Below are 19,778 nucleotides of genomic sequence, written 5' to 3'. Positions count from 1 at the left end.
GCGATAAGGTTATTTGAGGGTAGCAACGTGGGCGGCGAGCGCTTTTAGATCATCGTCGCTCAACCCATCCAATGAGGCTTGCATGGTCGCTTTTTGATCACCGCCAAATGTTCCGGCTTTGTATCCTGTGAGTTTGGTCAGCGCCGCTGCATCTCCTGCAATCGCTTTACCGGCGATAGAAGCCTCTTTGCCGTTGGCACCGTGACATTCCGCACATTTGGCACCGAAAAGTTTAGCACCATCAGCACCCATCAATACGGATGCACTTAATACGGACAAAATCAATACTCTTTTTACCATTGTTATCACCTCCAAAGTGTGTTTGATTATTGTAGCATAAAACCTATTCTACTCTATTTCGACCGTTTTGTTTTGCGAGGTAAAGTTTGGCATCCACTTCGGCAACATAACGGTTAATGGTGTCTTTGAGAATATAGGTTGTGGAGTCTATCGCGATAGGGGTGATCCCGATACTTACGGTGTAGCGGATCGGTTTCCCCTCAAACGAAATCTCCTGCTCAGCGGTAAAATCACATAGCTTTTGGGCAATTTTGCGGGTGTTGGCTTCGGATGTTGAGGGGAGAACGATAATAAACTCTTCCCCGCCGAAACGGAAGATAAAATCGGATTTACGCAAAAGAGTCCGCAATGTCTCAGCGAAATGTTTGATGACCGCATCGCCTGCGAGATGCCCGTAGGTATCGTTGATCGATTTAAAATGATCTAAATCGCACATCATGAGTGAACACGGGCTTTCCGTCGCTTTGGAAATCTCGATTTGGCTTTGCATCACTTTCTCAAAAAGGCGGCGGGTGAGCAGGGCGGTGAGCGGATCTTTGGAATACTCTTCGATCATGATCATGTCGTTGAGGATCGCGATCTCGTTTCCGATCTCCAAGGAGATATAGTCGATTCGCTGCATCAAATGGATCAGGTTTTTCGGTTTACTCAGTTTTCCTCTAGGGTGGGAGACGACATCGGAAGCGAGATTGTGGAGATTTTGGTGTAACAACCCCACCTCTTTGAAATGGCTGGTAGTGATGATGTAGGGGATGGAGGCGTCATGAAGCCATTTCCCGAAAGTACACAGGGTGTGGTTTAGTTCAGGGTACGGATAATCCTCTTCGAGGTGCTGTACGTAATCGATCAGCTTGATCATCCATTCGATGTGTTGCTGGTAATGAACCATCAGATTCTTTTCGACCAGATTGGAGAGGTGGCTAAGGCGGATATGGTTTTTGGCGGCGAGGCGTCGGAGGAATTTATGAAAATAGGCGATGGTGATTTGATGCTCGATTTTATCGAAATAGGTACTGAGCCGTTTGAGATTTTCGACGTCCCCCTCTTCGGCGAGAAGACGCATCAGGTTGCGAGAGATGGTGAGCAACTCCCCGTAGACAAACATGTAGGGGATTTCATTGGTGACACAAAAATGGACCAGTTCATCGGTGTACTCTTCGGATTCATGAACATCTTGTGAGCCAAATAGGGAGATAAAAAGGGCTTTATGGTCGTTGATAGCACGGGTGTAGGCGCATTCTCCCTCTCGAACGTATCCTTCGCGTTCCAAGTCGATACAAAAATCATCGATGGAGGATCGGATGGCATCCAAATAGGTTTCGGTTTTGAACATCGGTACTCTTTATAGGTTTAATATCCGACATTATAGCTTAACGGGCGAATTGAATCAGCCCCATCACGATTTCGACAAGGATGAGGATGATAATGATCCACTCTAAAAATTCGCTCTTTTTATGGTTGATCAGATCCATGACCAGCATCACATCCTCTTTGATCTGGGAGAGTTTTGAGAGGGCGATTTCGTGACGGTCGTAGAGTTCGAGGATAAATGCGAGACGGTTATAGAGAGTTTCGGCCTCTTCGTTATCCCATAAAATGTTGGGTTTGTCGAGGAGCAGCAGATTGCTCACCATATCGTGTCGAGTCAGGGCGAGCCGTTTGGCAAACTGCATCAGATGGGATCGTCGTCCTATGGAGAACGTATGGATCGATTCCACGATACGTCGGCTTTGGGAGAAAAGGGTATCGAGCCGTTTTTCATAATGCTCCAATCCGACACTTTGGCTGATCGCCAATGCGATCACATTGAGATTTAAGGTCGAGGCTTCCCGCAAGCGGATCGTTTCATTGGAGACGTCAAAGAGTACGGTGAGCTCGGGGTTGATATGAATGGGGTAGTCTTGGGTGATGAGATGTTCGACATCGAGTGAAATGCGCAAACGGGTGAGGGCATCCAATATCTGGCTTTTTTCCTCAGCGATCAGGGTTAGGACTCCAAAGGGGGACAAAACGACGTGAAGGGTCTCATTTTTGCCGTAGTAGCCGTTTTCTACCCCTCGGTTTAGGGTGATGTCCAGAGCATATTCGAGTGTTGCGGTGGTAAGCGGATGGTTAAGATACAAAGAGAGGAGGTTCATGGTCATCCTTTAACCGAAAATTGGTTTGATTTATTGTATCATCCCTTTATTACAATGAGGTGATAATGCAAAGTAAAATAGCAGTTGGATTAGTAGGATTATGGGTGAGCTGGAGTTCGCTTTCAGCGGATGTCTCGGAGATGATTTTTTATCCTCAAGCCGATTTTTCGGAGGGGATTTTTCATTTTAATTACCAAGGCGAAAAAAATAAAAATTACGGATTTATGTTTGAAAAAGGGTTTGACGCGAGTCGAATCGTTTATGTTCGTCCTTCCAATCATACGATGGAGAAAACCAAAGAGGGGTTAACAAAACTCTCATTTGAGAACACCGACCGCTATTCGTATCTTGAGCGTGCCAATAAAGATGACTTTTTGGTTTCCGAAGAGAACGGAATCATCAAAATCCTCCTTAGCGGCGGAGACTGCAAAGGGAGCGCTAATTGCGTGACGGCAGAGAATATTTTGACCGTGAACGTTCCCAAAGGGTACGGCGTCCGCAAATATCAAGGGCTGGATCAAGATCTCAAGCCGCTCAAAAATCCGCAGTGGCAACGCAACGGCAACACCTATACCCTCACCGCACGTGACGTCAAAGGGGCGTGTGTAATGATGGAGCTGGAGAAACTAAAACCGGGTCAAAGTGCGGCAAGTGTCGCGATAGCTGAACCAAAGGTTGTTGCTCCTGTTCACGTTGCCGAAGTGATCAAACCGGCTGAAGAAGCACCGAAGGTTGTCGCGGTTGCGGAACCGGTCGTCGAAGAGGTTAAAACACTCACCCCGGTTGTTATTGCATCCGAAGAGCCGAAAGTTCAAGAGAGCACTCCCATCGTAGAGCCGAAAGCTGAACCGGCGGTTGTGGTTAAAGCTCCTGAAAAACCGGCTCCCCATGTGACAGCTCCGTCGCCGTATTTTAGAAATTTTCAAATTTTCGAGAGTCGGGTCGTAGCGTTGAGCGAAGTGGGAAAAGAGCGTTTACGCGAATGGGCACAGCTGTATAAAACAGGGGGATATACGTCGGTAACGATCAACGGCTATACCGATAATATCCCTCCGCAACGGCTCAAAGCGCTTTATGCGACCAATGAGATCCTCTCAGCCGCGCGCGCACAGATGGTGGCGGATTATCTCATGAGCCAAGGGATTGAAAAAGAGGCTATCAAAGTCGTCGGAATGGGGGATGCCAATCCGGTCGCTTCCAATGATAATGAAGAGGGACGCTCCAAAAATCGACGGGTTGAGTTTATTCTCAGCTCACACTAACGCAGTTACGTCCCGCACTTTTTGAGGCATAGAGAGCTTCATCGGCGTGAATGATGAGTGTCTCGGGGGTATCGTCTTTGGTATAGGCGCACACTCCGAAACTCGCTGTTTGAACATACGAGTCAAATATAGTTTTTGATTCAAGAGTCGTTCGGAGTTTTTCAGCCAAGATCGCGGCTTCAGAAACATCGGTTTCGGGGCAAATAATCAAAAATTCTTCTCCTCCCCATCTCCCTACCGTATCGCTGCTGCGGCAATTTTGACGGAAAATCGTGGCAACCGCTTTGAGTACCGCATCTCCCGTATGATGTCCGTAGGTATCGTTGACCCCTTTGAAAAAATCCAAATCGATGATAATGACAGATAGCGCACGTTCGTAACGCGAGGCATTTTGGATCGCTTGTTTGAGAGTTTCATCGAGCCAATATCGGTTGGAAAGAGCGGTAAGAGGGTCGGTGGTAGAGAGAATTTTGAGCTCCTCTTGGGTCGTATGCAATGAGTCGATGGCAGTGTGAAGTGCACGGTTTATGGTGCGGAGTTTACGGGTGTAGTAAAGCAAAAGGGCAACAATAAACCCTAGCGGTGCCACTACTTTTAAGATCCTTTCCCATGACATTTGCTGCGTGTATTCGATATGAATATGGCGATTGTAAATCGCTTCGCGCTCTTCGGGGGTGATGGATAGAAGAGCTTTCTCCATTATTCCTGCAAAAATCGGCCAATCATTTCGTATCCCGATCGATAACTCGGAGTTATAGGGGATCTCTCCTGAGATTTTTAGGTTAGAGTATCCCTCTTTTTTGATGGCATAGGAGATGGCAGCCGTGTTATCGATAAAGGCAAACGCTTTGCCTGTCGCAACCGCATCCAGCCCTTCGGCGACGGTACTAACTAAGACCCGCTTAATGGAGGGGTAGTTGCGTTTAAGTATCTCTTCGCTGATATAGCCTCGGGCGACGGCAACGGTTTTGTTTTTGAGGTCATTCATCCCATTGAGATAGCCGACGTTTTCATCGGTTAGGATAACCATCCGAAAGTTGAGATAAGGGTGGGTAAACGTTGCGTACATCTCCCTCTGCGGAGTTTTAACGGCGCAAGGATACATATCGAGCTGATGCTGTTCCATAAGCTTTACCGCATCGTTCCAAACCCCTTTGGTGTGAGGTTCAAAACGGACACCCAATTTTTGGGAGATGAGGGTTAGATAATCGGCGGCAAGCCCTTGATAGGAGCCTTTTTCGTCGAGATATTCGAACGGAGCCCATGAGGTATCGATGGCGGTGCGAATTATCGGATGCTCTTTGAGCCAAGCGCGCTCTTGGGGGGTTAAATCGAGTTGATTGTTTATCGCGTCTTTGTAGATACACTTGTCGAGCGAAATTTTGGCGTTGATAAGACCGTGGCGGCTGAGAAGATTTTGGGTGTATTCGAGTCGACCGTAATCGAGGGTACCGATGGGTATGGTCGAGGCCGAGATAACCGATTCGATCCCTTTGGCCTCATAGCGGAGTTGATCAAGGGTTTTTTCAGGCGCATATTTCGTTTTAATGAGTTGGATAATCTCTTCTTGGTGGGACAATGCGTATTCCCATCCCCGAATGGTGGCGCGTTTCATAGCGGCAACTCGCGCAGGGTGCTTTTGGAACTCATTTTGAGAGGTAAAGAAGATGTCTCCGTACAGATCAACCCCGAAGTGTTGCGGGTTTATGATATTGGTCTCTACCCCTTTTTGGAGCAGGGCGTAGGGTTCGTTGGTAATATAGCCGTGGTGTGCATCGACCTTTTTGTTGATGAATTCTTTGAAATCAAAATCGGCATTGACCCGTTTGAACCCTTTTTTTAGGACTCCCGTTTCGTGCATCATGGCGAGGATAGGCAGACCGTCGGCATCGTTTGGATAAAAAGCAACCCGCTTTCCGATCAGTTTATAAGGGCTGTCGATACCGCTGGATTTGAGCGTGAGCAACACATTCGGAGAGTGTTGGAAGATTGGGGCGATGATCATTATAGGCTCTTTTCGTGCCTGATAGAGAAAGAGGACCGAGTCGGCTATACCGTAGTGTGATTTTCCCTGAAGTACCTGTTCTACATTGTTTTGAGCGAGATCTCGATCTTTGAGTTCAACATCAAGTCCCTCTTCGCGATAAAACCCTTTTTCGAGTGCCGCATAATACCCCGCAAATTGGAACTGATGGTGCCATTTGAGCTGTAAAGAGACTTTTTCTAGGGCAAACAAAGAGGAAGAGAGGATAAAAAAACTAATCAGCCAACGCCACACACCCATAGATCTTCCTACATCTGTTCATATAGGTCGAAAAGATCGATCCCATCAGGAAGGCGAGGTTTCCCGTCTCGGAAACTGCGGGTATGGGCAATAAGGCGTTTAAAGTGTTTGCGCAGATGGTAGGCGTCTGGGACATTAGGTCGGAACCAATCCCCTTTGGCGCTGAAAAGCCAATCAATGGCGGCTTTGACATCGAGGAGACTATACCCTCCCGTATCGATGAGGAGGCGGATCTGCTTTGCCCAGCTCATCACATCAAACGGCTCTTCAAACTGCGGATCGATGGAGGCGAGGTGACGGATAAAATACTGCGCCATCTCGAACTCTTCGGTGGTCGGCTTGGTTTCGGCGATTTCTTGGGATGAAGCGATTACGGGAGCATTGGAGGCGATCTCTTTGCGAACCCAACGCTCAAATTCGGCGCACCAGTCAAACGAACGGTTGTTTTTCGAGCGCTGATAGAGGGCAAAATCCTCAAACAACTCCCGTCGCAGCCCTTCGCGGTCACACAATTCAAAGGCAAACGCGTGAAGTTCTTCGAACGACTCGTTAGAGAGGTTGAGAAAATAGCTGCTGTCGCTGTATTGAGTCGGGGTGAGATTCATCGCTAGCGGGGTGAGTGTAGTGATCGGAGCAAACGTATAGTAGATCATCATCCCTTGATCACTTTTACGGCGGAGAGTTTTGAGTATCCCTTTTTTGACCATCGCATCGAGGGCTTCGATCACTTCGCGCGGAGTGTGGCGGAGGATCTGGGCGAGCGTTGAGGCATCGACATCACTCGGTTTGTCTCCCCACTGTTGCGTATGACGGGCAATGAGCGGTATGAGGGCGCGCTCCATCACGGTGAGATCATCGCGATCGATCAGCGAGGTCGGGAGGGTGATCATGAACGATTGACCGAGGAGATGAGTTTAGCCTTGAGGGGAGCGGCAAGGGTCTCATTATATTCGCGTTTATGGCGGAGGATTTCATTGCGATATTCGTGGATAACTCGCGCTTCAAAGAGGCTTCGATCGAGTGAAACATAATCGTAAATCCATTTTTTGGTGAGGGTTTTGACGACATTGATGTCGGTTCCATCCAGAATAGGTTTCTCGTCCTCTGCACGGCGGATGGAGGTAAATCGGATCGCTTCAAACCGCTCCAGCGCACTTTTATCAGCGTCTCGTACCAAGCTCACGTCACGTCGAATATCGTACATCAGTGTATAGAGTTTAGCGGCACGCTCCTGTGCTTCCTGATCGATAGGGCTGAGAGCTTGGGATTCAAACTCATCGGCGATGAGGGCAATTTTTTCAAAACCGTTTTTATAGGGCATATCACGAAGGGATAAGCGGCGAAAAAATTCACGATAGTTCGAGGGATGGATCTGGCGTACCAAATCGGCGACGTGCGCGCGGAGGTTAATATCCTCTTCGATTTTGAAATACTCCATCAGCGATGTGACGAATTGGGCGCGGATTTGATCTTCGGTCGGTCGGTTGTGTTGCATAATAGAAGTATAGCATTTGGAGATAAAATAGAGATTTTTTATCGAATAGGAAGCGGTTGTTTTGATCATTGTCGGCTTCAAAATTAGGAAGAAACAGGACGATTATGGGCAAATAGTCACATTACGGTCATGTTATTGGAGGGGTGAAGAGACCATTACTTGACCAAAACCGTGTACAATCAGTATAAATCAAAAAACATTACGCGGGATAATGTATAATACAAAAATATAATAGTTATTAGTAGGTCGCATATGGATACAGTGCATTTTTCCCATTCCAACGCATTAAACATGGATGAACATCATGCTTTTTTGACGATTTTTAATCACATCCACTCCATTGTCGCTTTGATCGATGGGGAGGGACGGATGATACGTCTCAACCAATATGGGCAGGACTTTGTAGGATATACCCAAGAAGAAGTCGCTTCCGTCCCCTATTTTTGGGAGCGTTTTTTACCTGTATCGATGCGTTCAAATGTGAAAAGTGTCCTTGAAAATGCGCAAAAAGGGGTCATTAAAGATCGATTTAAAAATTCATGGCTATCCCGCAGCGGTGAAGAACGGGTCTTTGAATGGTCCAATATGCTGGTTCAAAAAAGCGACGGATCGATGGAGTATTTGGCGACCATCGGGATAGACATCACCGAGCACGAGAATCAAAAGCTTGAAATGCAGCGACAAAAAGAGGAATTCGAGACAATTTTTAATATTTCTCGTGACGGGGTCGCTGTTTTGGATCTGCAAACCAATTTTTTGGAGTTCAACGACGCCTATCTCGAAATGACCGGATTTACGCGAGAAGAGTTGCTGACAAAATCGAGTATCGAAATCAGTGCACCCGAAGACAGAGAACACTCCCAAAAATCGATAGAGAAGGCGATTAGAGAGGGGTATATCCGCAATATTGAGAAAACCTATATCGCCAAAGACGGCAAACGGGTAATGATAAATATGTCTATCGCCCTCATGCCGGATAAAAAACGGATTCTTATTAGCGCTAAAGATGTGACGGATCAAAATGCCATCAATGAGCAAATCAAGATAGGGGCTCTCAAGCTTGAAATAGCGGCAAAATCGGCTGATATAGGTATTTGGACATGGGATTTTGCTTCCAATACCCTTGAATGGAATACCCAAATGTATGCTATTTACGGGATTGAGCGTTCAAGCACAAGCAATCCCTATAGTCTATGGCTAGAGGCTTTACATCCTGAGGATAGAGTCCGCGCTGAGGCAGAAGTGCAACGCGCAGTAGCTTTTGAGGGGAAATTTGACACGGTGTTTAGGATTATCAACGCCAAGTCAAATCAGATGAGTTATATCAAAGCTTCCGGTATTTGTCAGTACGATAAGTCGGGCAATAAGATGGCTATGATCGGAACAAATATCGATATTACGGAACAAAAACTCTATGAAGAAAAGCTCAACAGCGCCATAAAAGATGCCGAAGACGCCAACAGATCTAAAAGTGAATTTCTTGCCAACATGAGCCATGAGATTCGTACACCGCTCAATGGAATTATCGGATTGAACACGTTGCTGCTTAGTACGAATCTCACCTCTACCCAAAAAGAGTATATGACAAAAGCACAGCAATCGTCTAAAGCCCTTATGAGCGTTATTAACGATATTCTCGATTATTCCAAAATCGAAGCGGGAAAACTCGATTTTGAAAACAGGGTGTTTTCCATGGAGGAGGTTCTTCGGAGCTCTTCGGATCTGTTTGAGTATTCCATTGCGCAAAAATCGTTGGAATTTCATATCGATATTGATTCGAGCATTCCGCTGAAGCTGGAGGGTGATCCTCTGCGATTGGGGCAAATATTTAACAATCTGATCGGTAATGCGGTGAAATTTACCGACCAAGGGGATATTACCGTGAGGGTGAAATCTCTCTCAAAAGATGCGGAAGAGATTGTGTTGGAGTGCTCGGTAACCGATAGCGGAATCGGTATCAGCGAAGAAGAGCAGTTACGGCTATTTAGTGCCTTTTCGCAAAGTGATGCTTCCAACACACGAAAATACGGCGGTACCGGTTTGGGGTTGGTCATTTCCAAACAGCTCTGTGAGTTGATGGGGGGAGAAATTTGGCTCGAAAGTACCAAAGGGGTCGGTTCGACCTTTTACTTTACGGTCAAACTTCGTATGTGTCACGGTACACAGGGGCGTGTACCTATTTCACGATTGCATAATCAGCGCTTTTTAATCGCGGATGACAATGAACTCGAACGTGAATTGATCGCATCGATACTTCGTTCATGGGGGGCATTTGCAATCGTGTGCGCAAGCGGAGAAGAGGCTTTGGCACTTATGATGAGTGAAACATTCGATTTCCTCATCGTCGACTGGCAGATGCCGGGATTGGACGGACTTGATGTTATCAAGCGGGTGCAGCAGACCTCAAATCGGGGTTTCCCGAAGATTATTATGGTTACGGCGCACGTCAAAGAAGAGTTGCACAAAGCGGCATCGCAAAAACAGGTGACACTTGAGAGGGTATTGTATAAGCCCGTAACCCCTTCGGTGCTTTTAGAAGCGATTAGCACAGGGGTGCTAAAACCGCTCAACGAGGAGATTCAGCCGCAATCTTTTTCGTTTATCGGGCGTATTTTGGTCGTTGAGGACAACGAGATCAATCAGTTGGTCATACGTGATTTACTAGAGCTTTTGGGCGTAGAAGTAGAGATTGCGGCAAACGGAGAGATCGGGGTTGAGTGTGTTCGGGTGAACCCTTATGATCTTGTTTTGATGGATTTGCAGATGCCGGTGTTGGATGGGATCGGTGCCGCACGGCGCATCCGAGAGTTTAATAAAACCATCCCTATCATTGCGTTAAGTGCGGCTGTTATGGAACAGGATAAAAAATTGACGATGGAATCGGGGATGAACGCCCATCTCTCTAAACCGATCGATTTGGATGAGCTGATGGCGGTTTTGGAACGTTATCTCATCATGAAAAAACGGGATGGTTTGAATGATTCGGAACCATCGGTAAAAACCGTAGAAGGGTTGGATTTGAGTGCCCTCTCCCAAATGCTTCAGCCCGAACAGATTGAACGGTTTTTACGAAAATTTGCGGAAAGCTACAGAGACTTTTGTTCCCGATTCATGCAAAGTGCTCCCGGCGATGAAGCCTTTAAGCGTCTCATTCATACCCTAAAAGGGGCGAGCGGCACGATCGGTTCGAAGCGAGTGTATGAACTTGCGGTTCTGATAGATGAAAGCGATGATCCAGAGTGGCAATCTACGATGAGCGCTCCGTTATGCAAAGAACTACAGAATGTGATACATACGATTGATAATCACTTCCCTCCGCAAAAAGCGATGTTAAACCAGTGTGATGCAAGTAAAGAAGAGATTATCTCCATTCTCGAGTTGATGATAAAGCGGCTCGAAGAGAAAACATTTGTGGATGATGATGAGATTGAGTCGTGTCTATCCCACATTGTCTCTTATGCTTCCGTGGAAACATTGGAGAAAATTCGAGAGGCGGTGGGGGAATTTGATTACGAGATCGCAACAGAGCTTTTGAAACGCGTTTACGGAGAACTTCATGCATAGTTTTTCAATTTTGGTAGTGGATGATGAACCCCTCAATCTGAAGTTAGCGGCGCAAACGTTAAAAGGGGATTACACGGTTCTCGTTGCCCGAAGCGGAGAGGAGGCGCTTGAGTATCTTAAAAACCATACGGTGGATCTCATATTGCTCGATATTGTTATGAAAGGGATGTCCGGATTCGAGGTAGCAGAGGTGTTGCGTTCGACATCAACCACCTCCCATATACCGATCATTTATCTGACGGCAGATTCGACACCGGAAACGGTTGTTAGAGCCTTTCAAAGCGGAGCCGTTGATTATATTACCAAACCGTTTCGTCCCGAAGAGATGTCGGTACGGGTGAGCAATCGTGTTCAGACCTATCATCTCCAAAGAGAGCTGCGCAGTGCCCTCCGTACGAACAGCATGCTTTTGGGAGTCATCGATAAATACGTCTCCTATATCAAAGTCGATTTGGAGGGGATCATACAAAAGGTGAGTGAGCATTTTTGTCTGGTTCTGAATTGTACTAAAAGTGATCTCATTGGAAAAAATATCAATTTGATACGTTCGTCTAACACACCGACTGAATTGTACAAAAAATTATGGGAAGCGCTTGAGGACGGGGAGACATTTAGCGGCGATATAGAGGATCGAAATTTCTCGGGAGGAACCAATTGGTTTCATGTAACCGCTTCCCCGGACTACGATGATCAGGGAGAACTGGACGGATATATTGCGTTTTATCAAAATATCGATGATCAGATGCGCTATAAACGTGATGCCAATACCGACAGCCTTACAGGGTTGATAAACCGTGCGGGCTTGGACAAAATATTGGAAGATGAGATCCACCGATCTCATCGCTACTCCTATCCGCTGTCGGCTATTTTGATCGATATTGACCATTTCAAAGAGGTCAATGATACCTATGGACATCAAGTCGGAGATATGATTTTAAAAGAGTTTTCAAAAATCCTTTCAGCGAATATTCGTGACGTTGATATGCTCGGAAGATGGGGGGGCGAAGAGTTTTTAATCATTTGCCCCCATACGGATGAGGAGGGGGTGCATGTGATTGCAGAAAATCTGCGTAGCCGTGTGGAAGAGTACTCTTTTAGTGTCGTCGGGAAAAAAACGGCTAGTTTCGGTATTGCTCAGTATGACTCCTCAACTCTTGCGGAAAACTTATTTCATCAACTCGATAGAGCGCTCTATTGCGCTAAAAATATGGGGCGTAATCAAGTGGTGCTGTACAAAGAGATTTAACGTCTAATCGGGAATATCATGTGCGAGCCCAATCTTTTGAACCGTGTTGGTTAAAAATAAGGTAAAATATCAACGGGTATTTTACAGGGTACCCTAATCCGCCAAAAGAGGCTCCCATCCTAACCATCGACCACACCGTTATCCCCGAGGGTGATACAGAACTCGGCGATAATCTTTTGTACTACGACTATAACATCGATCACCTTTTGTCGCTGGAGGCAAAAGGGCTTACGATGGAGGATGAGGGGTACATCAGTGCCTTTCGTTCATTTGAGGGGGAGGTGTATGAGAACTACATCTACGAAAAACTCCTCCGTTTTGCCGCCAATGAACCGAGTATCAAAAGTTTTATCATCAAAGGTCCTCATAAACACCGCACCCGTGCGCAAAGCGATGCCCTCTCGGTGAGCTGGAAAGGGCAGATTATCTACCGTGCCCGCCACAAAGAGATCGGAGAATTCGACGGATTGCTCTTTACCGACAAAGAGCTCTATTTTGTTGAGATGACGTTGGTCAAATCGGTGAGCAATCTCAAAAAACGGCTCCGTAAAAAACGGGCATTGCTCGAAGTTCTGTTTCCCCGTTACAGCGTCAAAGCATTGTTGGTACTCAACGAGGGGGCAACGGGAACGTCGGATTTGCCGCCGTATGCGTCGGTATGGCTTACCAAGCCTTACAGCGCCCGCCATATATTAGAGCGGCTCAGTGCCAAATCGCCGCGTGAACCGATGATCCGTATCGAGAGTGATAAAATCGCCCATGCCGAAGAGCTTAAAATCGCCGCGTTCAAATATTATGCGACACTTTCATGGATGCTCCGATCGCTTCGCGGGAAGGACCCTATCGACCTCGAATTCTTCCGTCGCGCGGCAACTCAGCGTTATCACGATATTTACACGAAAGTGTATGTGGGATACCTCTGCGTCGATGATTTTAAGCTCCTTGCCCCTGATTTGAAATGGGAGGGCTCTAACGCTTCTCGTGTGGTGGTAGCGATCGAAAAAGACCATTCCGGCGGCTATTTTCTCACCTATTTCATCCGGCACAGCTCCAAAAAACTCGATAATGTTGTGATCACGCAAGCAGGGAGCAAAGTGACGAAAAAAGATCCTTTCGGGATTACCCTCACCGAGATGAATCACCTCGATAAAGTGATGGATCAGAGTTTTGCCCTCACTTACGAACAACATGAAAAACTCGAAACTCTTGTAAGCAAACTCACCCATTAGGGGGCTTTGGTCGCTATGCGACAAGCCGTTGATCCTCTTTCATCAAAAATTCATAATTCATCGGTATTATCCGCGAAAAAATCATCCGTTTACGCTTATTACGTTACACTTTTAAAAGATACTCTATAAGGATTTTTTATGAAGAAAATAGCACTTTTGTTGTTGATGGTTATGAGCCTAGCAGCGGCTCCGTACAAAGTAGGTCAGTCGGTGATGCCGCTTGATCTGAACGATCAGTTCGGTAAACGCTATACCCTCAAAGTGATGCCTAAAACCCTCATTATGGCGTTCGAGAAAGGGACGGGAGCGACGGTAAATGAGTACCTGACTGTCCAAGAAAAAGGGTATTTAGCGAAAAACAAAGCGGCGTTTGTCGCCGACATCAGCCAAATGCCTAAATTTATCACCGAAAGTTTCGCATTGCCGAAAATGCGCAAATACACCCATACCGTTTTGTTGATCCAAGATGAAGAGCAGGGGCTTAATTTCCCGTATCAGGAAGATAAAATCACCGTGATGAAATTTCGGGGCAATTTTCTCACCAAAGTGGAATTTATCGAAACCGCCGAACAACTCAAAAAAGCGATTGAGCAGTGATAACCCCGATCAAAGCGCTTCGTAAAAATCGGTTTAAAACCGCCTTGATCTTTATCAGTATGAGCGTTTCGATTGCCGCTATTTTTCTCATCAGTGCGATTTCCGGCGGTGTCGTGAGCATGTACAGTTCGATGCTCAAAACCGATGGTGATATTATCATCACTCAGCGTGGTATCGCCGATACGTTTTTCAGTGACATTAACCGTACCGTTGCCGATGAGATTTCTAAAATAGAGGGTGTGAAAGAGGTGAGTGCCCTTATCTTGGGTGCGGCTCCGGTAGAGCCTCTCCCTATCGTCGGTATTTACGGTGCGAGTGAAAACCGGTTTAAAAGTTACGCGTTGATACAAGGCTCGTATCCTACAGCGGGCGAAGTGATGTTGGGATCTAAAATCTATGAGACGCTCAAACATCCCAAAACAATCTCCCTCTCTAAAAAAGAGTTTCGTGTCAGCGGCGTATTTAAAAGCCGTATTGGATTTGAAGACGGCGGAGTCGTAATGGCGTTGAGTGATGCGGGAGTCGTATTTCATAAAAGTGCATCGATCTTTCTCATTGCCCTCGTTGATTTGAGTCAAAGCGATACCATCATCGCCCAGATCAACAAAGCACACCCTGAAATGGAAGCCAAAACAACCGACGGTTTTATCGACTCGTATAATCAGTTCAAGATCATCAAAACCAGTTCCGATGTGATCGGTGCAATGGCATTTTTGATGGGAATTTTGGGGATCGTGAGCATGATGAGTATGGTGGTGAACGACCGCAAAACCGAATTTGGGATTATGCGCTCCATCGGACTCTCATCGAGTACCATTATATTTAAACTCCTCAGTGAGACGCTGATTATTGCCGTGTTGGCATTTGCAGTAGCGTACGGCGTTTCGGAAGCGGTACTGGAGATGATCAAACATGCCGATAAATTTCAGGGGTATATCAACGGAGAGATCACGGCAGTGTTAGCGATCAAGGTCTTTGTCGTCTCCGTGGTTATGGCACTTTTCGGTACGCTGCTTCCGGCTATTTATGCCGCAAGAGTCGATCCGATGAGCCTGATCCAGCGAGGTGGCGCATGAAAATCGAAGCACTCGGAGTTGAGCACTTCTACGGACATGAAAAAGTGTTAAACGGTGTCGATATTACGATCCTACCGGGGAGTTTTACCGCGATCATCGGGGAGAGCGGGAGCGGGAAAACGACACTCCTCTCCATCCTATCGACACTGTTGCAACCCTCAGCGGGGATTGTCAAATACGATGGGAAAATCCTGAGCGAACTGGGCAATATCGACCGTTTCCGTCGGCATAACATCGGGTTTGTGTTTCAATTTCACTATCTCATCTCCTACCTGACGTTGCGCGAAAATATTGCGCTGGGGGCGATCGATGAGAGCCGTGTTGAGTCGTTATTGCAATCACTGGGAATTGCTAAACTCTCTCATCGCTATAGTGATGAGGTCTCAGGCGGAGAGCGTCAGCGTGCCGCCATCGCACGTGCGTTGGTGAATGCCCCCTCAGTCGTGTTCGCTGATGAGCCTACGGGGAATCTGGATAGTAAAAATGCTCTTGGGGTGTATGAGCTCTTTAGAGAGTTCTCGCATCAGGGGACGGGGTTTGTGGTCGCGTCACACGACAAAAAGATCGCCGATTATGCAGATATTATCATCGAAATGGAGGATGGACTTGTTAAACAAATTCATCAATGACGAGCTCCCTTTAGCCTTTATTTGGCTGACTCTTGGGCTTTTCGCGGGACTTGTCTATGCGCTCGAGATGCTGGGGCTGGATGGGACGATGACACTGCTCTCTCCTGAGCGTGCACGCTCGCTCCATATTTCGCAGATGCTGTACGGCTTTTTCCCGCTGATGCTCTCGTTGCTCCCCTTTGCCCTTTTCCAAAAAGAGGGTGTACTGTCTGAAACGGCGATAGTTCATTTGCGCCGCTATTTCGTAATTTGGAACCTCTTTTTACTCTTTATGTCTATGGCATTGCTATTCGGAAATATTCGGGGATTACCGTTCTACGATTTTCCCTATCAGCTCAATTTCCTCCTTGCTTTTAGCGGTCTGTTTTATCTCCTAGCCCTGCTCGATGCACTGCGTCGTTATGAAAAGCGTCCTCTGTGGGTCAATGTATCGCTCGCCGCCGTCATTACCGCACCTATCGCTTTGGTAGTGCTAATGAACCCGCAGTACGGTCAGGTGGAGCAAACGCTTGTCGGACCGCACGGGGATAATACATTGGGGATGAGTTTTACCCTCATCCCGATCTACTATCTCCTTATTAAACTGGTAGCCACACAGGAGTTCAAACCCCGCTGGCACTGGTTGTGGATTGTCCCGTTAGTGGGGTATGTGCTATCCCTCATCATCCGTAACTTTTTTCACACTCTGAGCTACAACGAAGAGTGGTTTTTTCAGTATCTCACTCTCCTTTATCTCCCGCTGTTATGGGTATGGCTCCGTGATGCGGGGGTAAATTTTAATACCAACCCTTATTTGATCCTCTCCATTTGGGCATTTGTGTTTGTGGATGTAGAGGGGAATTTTCTCTTTATCCCCGAAATACGTGCATTGATTCACCGCAATGATTTGGTGGTGGGGCACGCGCATATCGCAATGGGGCTTGGGGTAGCGTTTATGGCACTCGCCATTTTGCACCATCTTTTGCCGAACCTTTTCCGACGGGTCTATGCAGTGCTCTGGACAGCGCTGATGGCGCTGATGGCGCTCGTTCTTACGATAGCGGGGATACTGGAAGCCAGCGGAGATAGTACAGCAGTAGAACCCTATTTGGGGGTCCGTGCACTTATCGGTGCATTGCTTGTGTGGATCATCGTGTGGATTACCTATGAGAGGCTTAAGCTCAAACTGGATTCGCCGCTAAAACTCTATCACTTGAGCGGATTTTTGAGCGATGCGGGGGGTGGGGTGATCCTCATCCTTTCTGGAGCGGCATTGTTTCCATTGTTGGGATTTCATTTTAGCGGAACCTATGAGTACGTCGTTTTTGCCTTTATGATCGGGACGGGGTTGGCGCATTGGTATGGACTTCAGTATGACCCGCACCGATTCGGCGAATTTAGTGCATCGGTACGTGCCATTTGCGCATCCGTATTTGTGGCTCTCTATATGGCAGGGATACTCGATGGGATTGCTCTTTTGGTAGCTCTTTATGACGCTGGTTTTGCATTGGTCTATTGGTTGTTTTTACGAGGCAGAGCGTGAATCTACTCGTACTTGTCCTTAGCTCACAGCTTTTATACTATCTTCTTATTGCCCAAACAGGGGTGGTCGGGGCGTTTGATTCCCATATCCATGATCTCTACACCCTCCCTATCGGCGGGATAATCGGAAGTTTGCTTAGTGCTCTTTGGCGTCACCTTGATCTCAAAATGGAGCTTATGTTTTTATTTGGAGTTCAGATTGTTATCTCGTGGTTTTATCCCAACTATTCGCTTGGGGTGTTACTGACACTAGGGTTTGTTGTGGGGTATACCACTCCGATTCTGATTTATATTTTCAGCTCTCAGGGCAAAGCCCAGCTCGCGCTCGGGTTGGCAATATCCTATGCGATCGGTACGGCACTTTATACCTATCCGTTTGAAGAGCGGAGGGTCATTGCGTTAGTTTTACCGCTAATATCTATTATTGCACTCTATTTCTTTGATCTTAAACGTCTTATTGTGATCAAATATAAAAAGTTTCCGTGGCGCATCGTGGCGATTATGATGCTTTGGATTTTTGCCGATTCGGCGCTCTTTGAGACATTGAGCCGATCCGGCGGTATGGATATTTGGAGTGAGTATACGTGGGTGATTATTGTATCTCACCTAATTGGTGTGTACGGAGCGTATCATTTCGGAGATGAACTAATCAAACAGATCCCGCTCGTTTTAGGGCTGTTTGTTGTGAGTTATCTCTTTTATTGGTTGGAAATCCCCTTGGCGCTTGCCATTGTCTATCCCGTTGTCATTTCGTATTATAATGTTCTTTTATTTCACAAACTAATGCAGTTACGAAATGTCAGAGTGATTGCGTTGAGTATGGTCGGTGTCGGCTGGATTGCCACCTCTGCGGCTAATGCAATCGCAATAGAGCATCAGCTTTGGATTGCGGCGGCCGTTTTGGGGGTATTTTCCCTCGTAGTTCCATTTTATTTTAGGAGGATTTCATGATTAAGTTAAGTGTAACGGCATTGTTATTGGCCGCTTCGGTATATGCGGGTAATTTGGGCTTTGAGTCTGGGAGTATTAAAGCGCATACGGAAGTATTCGGGGATACTACGATTGACCCGATGACTAAAAAAGCGACGTCGCGTTTGAGTATGGATGCTTCTCCTACGACATTAAAAGGCTCCATTGAGATCTCGATGAATGATCTTTTCAGCGATAACAAAAAACGTGATGAGCATATGCAAGAAGCGTTAGAATCTTCGACTTTCCCCAAAGCGGTTTTTGATGTCAAAGAGGTTGTATCCAAAGGGGGAGACACCTATGTATTAAAAGGGGTGATGAGCCTTCACGGTGTCAGTAAAGCGATGAACTTCGAGGGGACGATTACCGAAGAGGGGAATAAGGTGCGCATTAAAGCTCAAAGCAGTATGAAAATGACCGATTTCGGGATCAAACCGATCAAAATGATGTTTTTGACGGTACGCGATCAGGTTGATTTGAGTGTCGATGTGGGGTTGAAACGATAAATTTCCCCTATTCTGAGCGTTCGAGAGTGAAACGAGTGGGTTGATGTGCTAACTAAGTGCTCAAACCACTCTATCGGCTCATCCACGGGTTCATCGGAGAGTTTAAAGGTTCCGTAGTGGATCGGGATAAGGGTTTTTGCCCCTAAATCGTGTGCGGCTCGGAGCGCTTCGGGTGGGCTGATATGCACCTTCTTCATGATTGCTTCGGGACGATATGCCCCGATGGGTAAAAACGCTTCATCGATCTCAAATCGCTCGTGTATCTCTTTGAAATGCTCTCCGTAGGCAGTGTCACCGCTATGGTAGATCGAATGATCTGCATTTTGTATTACATACCCTCCCCACAATGCTTTGTTCATATCCAGATAGGTACGGTTGCTCCAATGCAGGCTTGGAACCAACGTGATAAATAACCCGCCCACCATCACCGACTCCCACCACTCCAGTTCAAAGCATCGTTCACGATCAATTTTGCCTTTGAGATAACGCCAAAATCCATTCGGTGCGACGATAATCGTTTTGGGATTTTGTTTGAGGAGATAGAGGAGCGAGGCTTTGTCGTAATGGTCATAATGGGCATGAGTGATGAGGATCACATCGGCGAAGAGTTTCTCTTTGGGGATCGGCAGGGGGGAATATCGGCGATAAAGAGGCAGATTTCCGAGTACCGGATCGATGGCAACGGTAGTTTCTGCGAGCTTTAGCCAGAGGGTTGCGTGACCCAACCACAGGGCATACTCGTCCGAGGGGAGATTCTCTTGAGCGATGATAGGGAGTTTAGAGGGTTTTGTTTTTTGCTTGTGAGAGAGAGTTTGGAATATTGCCATTTCAGTATCGATACTAACGATATTTTGGGGGAGGTATAGCGATGCGGCATTATGCTCTCTAATTTTTTAGTTTATTGTACCTTTTAGAGGATTAAAAGAGGGATGCCCTTTTTTTAGGCATAAAAAAGAGATTTT

Annotated in this window: 17 protein-coding genes; 10 read left to right on the top strand and 7 right to left on the bottom strand. The window is 46.7% G+C overall.

Going from position 1 to position 19,778, the window contains the following annotated elements; translation table 11 throughout:
- Positions 1–9 precede the first annotated feature (9 nt).
- From VFW36_RS00910 to VFW36_RS00900, 3 genes are read right to left on the bottom strand one after another with little or no spacing between them, the layout of a single operon-like run.
- On the bottom strand, positions 10–300 hold the full coding sequence (locus tag VFW36_RS00910; RefSeq protein WP_329656940.1) for a c-type cytochrome: 291 nt from the start codon (positions 298–300) through the stop codon (positions 10–12).
- 43 nt (positions 301–343) lie between these two features.
- Positions 344–1,633 carry a sensor domain-containing diguanylate cyclase gene (locus tag VFW36_RS00905; protein ID WP_329656939.1) on the bottom strand — a complete coding sequence of 430 codons (1,290 nt, stop codon included), beginning with the start codon at positions 1,631–1,633 and terminating at the stop codon, positions 344–346.
- Between the two features lie 37 nt (positions 1,634–1,670).
- Positions 1,671–2,438, bottom strand: coding sequence for an RMD1 family protein (locus VFW36_RS00900; RefSeq protein ID WP_329656938.1), 768 nt, complete (start codon positions 2,436–2,438; stop codon positions 1,671–1,673).
- Between the two features lie 65 nt (positions 2,439–2,503).
- Here VFW36_RS00900 and VFW36_RS00895 point away from each other — a divergent pair, with 65 nt between their 5' ends.
- A complete protein-coding gene (locus tag VFW36_RS00895) occupies positions 2,504–3,700 on the top strand; it encodes an OmpA family protein (RefSeq protein WP_329656937.1) in 1,197 nt (398 codons plus the stop codon).
- Here VFW36_RS00895 and VFW36_RS00890 read toward each other — a convergent pair.
- From VFW36_RS00890 to VFW36_RS00880, 3 genes are read right to left on the bottom strand one after another with little or no spacing between them, the layout of a single operon-like run.
- Complete coding sequence (locus tag VFW36_RS00890; protein WP_329656936.1) at positions 3,687–5,984, bottom strand: diguanylate cyclase; 2,298 nt, start codon at positions 5,982–5,984, stop codon at positions 3,687–3,689. The two genes, VFW36_RS00895 and VFW36_RS00890, sit on opposite strands and share 14 nt — an antisense overlap.
- An 8-nt stretch (positions 5,985–5,992) precedes the next feature.
- The gene (locus VFW36_RS00885; protein WP_329656935.1) at positions 5,993–6,874 is read right to left on the bottom strand and encodes a hypothetical protein; all 882 of its coding nucleotides are present in this window, start codon (positions 6,872–6,874) and stop codon (positions 5,993–5,995) included.
- Complete coding sequence (locus tag VFW36_RS00880) at positions 6,871–7,479, bottom strand: hypothetical protein (RefSeq protein WP_329656934.1); 609 nt, start codon at positions 7,477–7,479, stop codon at positions 6,871–6,873. Before VFW36_RS00880 ends, VFW36_RS00885 begins: the two co-directional genes overlap by 4 nt.
- Before the next feature lie 291 nt (positions 7,480–7,770).
- Here VFW36_RS00880 and VFW36_RS00875 point away from each other — a divergent pair, with 291 nt between their 5' ends.
- The 9 genes from VFW36_RS00875 to VFW36_RS00835 all read left to right on the top strand — a co-directional run bounded on the left by VFW36_RS00875 (position 7,771) and on the right by VFW36_RS00835 (position 18,816).
- Positions 7,771–11,043, top strand: a complete 3,273-nt coding sequence (locus VFW36_RS00875; RefSeq protein WP_329656933.1) for a response regulator — start codon at positions 7,771–7,773, stop codon at positions 11,041–11,043.
- On the top strand, positions 11,036–12,289 hold the full coding sequence (locus VFW36_RS00870; RefSeq protein WP_329656932.1) for a diguanylate cyclase: 1,254 nt from the start codon (positions 11,036–11,038) through the stop codon (positions 12,287–12,289). Before VFW36_RS00875 ends, VFW36_RS00870 begins: the two co-directional genes overlap by 8 nt.
- A 176-nt stretch (positions 12,290–12,465) precedes the next feature.
- Positions 12,466–13,518 carry a hypothetical protein gene (locus tag VFW36_RS00865; protein WP_329656931.1) on the top strand — a complete coding sequence of 351 codons (1,053 nt, stop codon included), beginning with the start codon at positions 12,466–12,468 and terminating at the stop codon, positions 13,516–13,518.
- Between the two features lie 138 nt (positions 13,519–13,656).
- Complete coding sequence (locus tag VFW36_RS00860) at positions 13,657–14,115, top strand: hypothetical protein (RefSeq protein ID WP_329656930.1); 459 nt, start codon at positions 13,657–13,659, stop codon at positions 14,113–14,115.
- Complete coding sequence (locus VFW36_RS00855) at positions 14,112–15,191, top strand: ABC transporter permease (protein ID WP_329656929.1); 1,080 nt, start codon at positions 14,112–14,114, stop codon at positions 15,189–15,191. The genes VFW36_RS00860 and VFW36_RS00855 overlap by 4 nt, the downstream gene beginning before the upstream one ends.
- The gene (locus VFW36_RS00850; protein ID WP_329656928.1) at positions 15,188–15,820 is read left to right on the top strand and encodes an ABC transporter ATP-binding protein; all 633 of its coding nucleotides are present in this window, start codon (positions 15,188–15,190) and stop codon (positions 15,818–15,820) included. Before VFW36_RS00855 ends, VFW36_RS00850 begins: the two co-directional genes overlap by 4 nt.
- Positions 15,792–17,342 (top strand): hypothetical protein, encoded by a 1,551-nt coding sequence (locus VFW36_RS00845; protein ID WP_414720205.1) that lies wholly within the window; start codon positions 15,792–15,794, stop codon positions 17,340–17,342. The genes VFW36_RS00850 and VFW36_RS00845 overlap by 29 nt, the downstream gene beginning before the upstream one ends.
- Entirely contained in the window at positions 17,339–18,292 is a 954-nt protein-coding gene (locus VFW36_RS00840) for a hypothetical protein (RefSeq protein ID WP_329656926.1), read from the top strand. Before VFW36_RS00845 ends, VFW36_RS00840 begins: the two co-directional genes overlap by 4 nt.
- Positions 18,289–18,816 (top strand): YceI family protein, encoded by a 528-nt coding sequence (locus tag VFW36_RS00835; protein ID WP_329656925.1) that lies wholly within the window; start codon positions 18,289–18,291, stop codon positions 18,814–18,816. Before VFW36_RS00840 ends, VFW36_RS00835 begins: the two co-directional genes overlap by 4 nt.
- Here VFW36_RS00835 and VFW36_RS00830 read toward each other — a convergent pair.
- Complete coding sequence (locus VFW36_RS00830) at positions 18,777–19,643, bottom strand: MBL fold metallo-hydrolase (protein ID WP_329656924.1); 867 nt, start codon at positions 19,641–19,643, stop codon at positions 18,777–18,779. The genes VFW36_RS00835 and VFW36_RS00830 overlap by 40 nt on opposite strands.
- Positions 19,644–19,778 lie beyond the last annotated feature (135 nt).

This window comes from Sulfuricurvum sp. (assembly GCF_036279695.1).
Lineage (GTDB): Bacteria > Campylobacterota > Campylobacteria > Campylobacterales > Sulfurimonadaceae > Sulfuricurvum.
Note: the sequence above shows the minus strand (reverse complement) of the source record. Positions and strands in the feature narration are given on the sequence as shown.